Consider the following 3070-nt stretch of genomic DNA (forward strand, 5'->3'; position numbering starts at 1 on the left):
CGGCGCCCTAAGGAACCCCCCTCGCGCGATCCGGTGGATCGGGCCCAGGTGGCGGAATTGGTAGACGCGCTGGCTTCAGGTGCCAGTGGCTTAACGGCCGTGAAGGTTCGAGTCCTTTCCTGGGCACCATCCCTCTCCCTATATGGGAGAGGATCTAGTTTGCGCCGGAGCGAGGCGACCTTGGCGAATCATCTGCACATCGGCGATTTACCCAAGGGCGCCTTCGCCGGCGCGACCTCGGTCGCGGTCGATTCCGAGACCATGGGCCTGCGGCTCGGCCGCGACCCGCTCTGCGTGGTGCAGATCTCCGACGGCAGGGGCGACGCCCATCTGGTCCAGTTGGACCGGTCGACCTATGACGCCCCGAACCTCAAGGCCCTGCTGACCGATCCGGCGGTGACGAAGATCTTCCACTTCGGCCGCTTCGACATCGCCATGTTCTATCTGCACCTGGGCGTGGTCACGGCCCCGGTCTACTGCACCAAGATCGCCTCGAAGCTGGCGCGGACCTATACCGACCGCCACGGCCTGAAGGACGTCTCCAAGGAGCTGGCCGGGATCGACATGTCCAAGGCCCAGCAGAGCTCCGACTGGGGCGCCGCCAAGCTGAGCGACGACCAGATCGCCTACGCCGCCTCCGACGTCCTGCACCTGCACGCCCTGCGGGACCGCCTGGACGCCATGCTGGCGCGCGAGGGCCGCGACCACCTGGCGCGCGCCTGCTTCGACTTCCTGCCTCACCGCGCCCTGCTCGATGTGGCCGGCTGGGAAGAGGTCGACATCTTCGCCCATATGTGAGGCCGCGGTGACCGCCGCCTTCGCCGAGGGGACCTATCCCCAGCTCAGCGCCGACTTCGAGCGCTGGCGCAAGCGCTCGCGGCTGATCCGCCGGCTGCGGGTCATCCTGCCGGCGATCATCGGCCTGATCCTCCTCTCCATGGCGGGCTTCGTGATCCAGACCACGATCGCCGGGTCCAAGGACAAGCCGCAGGACGCCGACGCGCCCATCCAGCTGGTCAATCCCCGCTTCCTCGGCCGCGATGACAAGGGCCGGGCCTTCGTGCTCACCGCCAAGGTCGCGGTGCGAGATCCCAAGGACTATCAGCGGGTCATGCTGGACACCCCGATGCTGATCCTCGACGAGGAGGGGCCGCGCCCCACCCGGATCTCGGCCAAGGCCGGGGTCTATCGCGAAGACAAGCGGGTGCTGAATCTCGAGGGGGGCGTGAAATTGAACGGCGGGGACGTGAATTTCTCCACCGCCACCTCCATCTTCAATACCGCGACTGGCGAGCTGGAGGGCGCGGGCGAGATCCGGGGCGCCGGCGCGCTTGGAGAAATCATCGCGAAGTCCTATGGCGTTTACGACAAGGGCGAACGCATGGTGTTCAAGGGCGGCGTGCATACGCGCGTCGAGTCGCACTAGACTTTCGAACGGCATGGGCATGATCAGGCTAGCGACGATGAAGCATTGGGCGATGGGCGCACTGGCCTGCGGGCTGCTGATGGCCGGACCGGCCGCGGCGCAACTGGCGCAGAACTCCGACGCGCCGGTGGACATCACCGCCGACGAGCTGGAAGTGATCAACGCCCAGTGCCTGGCCACCTATTCCGGCGGCGCCGAGGCGCTGCAGGACACGGTGCGCCTGCGGGCTGACGTCCTGAAGATCTTCTACAAGCCCAATCCCTCGGCCAAGCCGGGCGGAACCGGCCAGGCCGGGGCCAGCTGCGGCAACCAGCTCGACCGCATGGAGGCCACCGGTTCGGTCTACTATGTCACCCCTCAGCAACGAGTGCGCGGCGACGCGGCGGTCTATGACGCGGTGGCCGACACCATCACCATCACCGGTGACGTGGTGGCCGCCCAGGCCCAGAACGTCCTGCGGGGCTCCAAGCTGGTGATCAAGGTCTCCACCGGCGACGCCCAGATGCAGAGCGGCGTGAAGGGCCGCAACAAGCCCGGCCGGGTGCGCACCGTCATCTATCCCAAGCAGCAGGCGGGACAGCCCGCCGCGCGGCGCTAGGGGCCGGGGTGAAGTCCGAAAGCTTCGTCGCGCTCCCCGGTCTCGCCGGCGAGGGGCTGGTGGTCGATAATATCGGCAAGTCCTTCCGTGGGCGCCCGGTGGTGAAGGGCGTGACGCTGCGCCTGCGCCGCGGCGAGGTCGTGGGCCTCCTGGGCCCCAATGGCGCGGGCAAGACCACCTGCTTCTACATGATCACCGGCCTGATCCCGGTGGACTACGGCGCGATCTATCTCGACGGCGAGAACATCACCGCCCAGCCGATGTACCAGCGCGCCCGCATGGGCGTCGGCTACCTGCCGCAGGAGACCTCCATCTTCCGGGGGATGACGGTGGAGGAGAACGTCATGGCGGTGGTGGAGCTGCGGGCCAAGGACATTGACCAGGCGCGGACCACCGTCACCCAGCTGCTCACCGACCTGCACATCGAACATCTGCGCAAGGCGCCGGCCATCTCGCTCTCCGGCGGCGAGCGCCGCCGGGTGGAGATCGCCCGGGCGCTCGCCAGCGAGCCCTCCTTCATGCTGCTGGACGAACCCTTCGCCGGCATCGATCCGCTGGCCATCTCCGATATTCGCGAGGTGATCGCCTTCCTGAGGAGCCGGGGCATCGGCATCTTGGTCACCGACCACAATGTCCGGGAGACCCTGGACATCATCGATCGCGCGGCCATCATCCATGCGGGCGAGGTGCTGTTCGAGGGCACGCCGACGGAGATCGTCGACGATCCCGAGGTCCGCCGCGTCTATCTGGGCGAACGCTTCGGCTGATCCGGCGCAAGCGGCCTCCAAGGCCGCGACACTCCTGGCCTGGTTCGAGCGCTACAAGCCTGCATCCCCCAAAATAGGGGAAAAAATCATGGTTAACCAAAAGGTCGCGGCCCGGTTAACCAATCACTCGTGAATGCGCGCCTAGCCTGTCCAGCAAGAAACAGGCCAGGAGGCGATTTTGGCGCTCGGCGCGCGTTTAGAGATGCGGCAAGGCCAGGGGTTGGTGATCACCCCCCAGCTGCAGCAGGCCATCAAGCTGCTGCAGCTCTCCAACATGGA

The 3070-nt window shown here is 66.8% G+C and carries 5 protein-coding genes and 1 tRNA gene; all 6 read left to right on the forward strand.

Annotation, left to right across the window (positions count from 1 at the left end):
• The first annotated feature begins 42 nt into the window (after nucleotides 1-42).
• Nucleotides 43-129: transfer RNA gene (locus Q7T09_RS12515), tRNA-Leu, on the forward strand.
• 51 nt (nucleotides 130-180) lie between these two features.
• Nucleotides 181-798 carry a ribonuclease D gene (locus Q7T09_RS12520; protein WP_304700076.1) on the forward strand — a complete coding sequence of 206 codons (618 nt, stop codon included), beginning with the start codon at nucleotides 181-183 and terminating at the stop codon, nucleotides 796-798.
• A 7-nt stretch (nucleotides 799-805) separates the two neighbouring features.
• Nucleotides 806-1426: an LPS export ABC transporter periplasmic protein LptC gene (gene lptC, locus Q7T09_RS12525; protein ID WP_304700078.1), complete on the forward strand. Its 621-nt coding sequence runs from the start codon at nucleotides 806-808 to the stop codon at nucleotides 1424-1426.
• 37 nt (nucleotides 1427-1463) lie between these two features.
• A complete protein-coding gene (locus tag Q7T09_RS12530; protein WP_304700079.1) occupies nucleotides 1464-2024 on the forward strand; it encodes an LptA/OstA family protein in 561 nt (186 codons plus the stop codon).
• A gap of 8 nt (nucleotides 2025-2032) precedes the next feature.
• Entirely contained in the window at nucleotides 2033-2791 is a 759-nt protein-coding gene (gene lptB, locus Q7T09_RS12535; protein ID WP_304700082.1) for an LPS export ABC transporter ATP-binding protein, read from the forward strand.
• Between the two features lie 178 nt (nucleotides 2792-2969).
• On the forward strand, nucleotides 2970-3070 hold a 101-nt coding region (locus Q7T09_RS12540; protein WP_304700084.1), incomplete at its 3' end, for a hypothetical protein.

It is taken from the genome of Phenylobacterium sp. (assembly GCF_030645195.1).
Classification (GTDB): Bacteria; Pseudomonadota; Alphaproteobacteria; order Caulobacterales; family Caulobacteraceae; genus Phenylobacterium.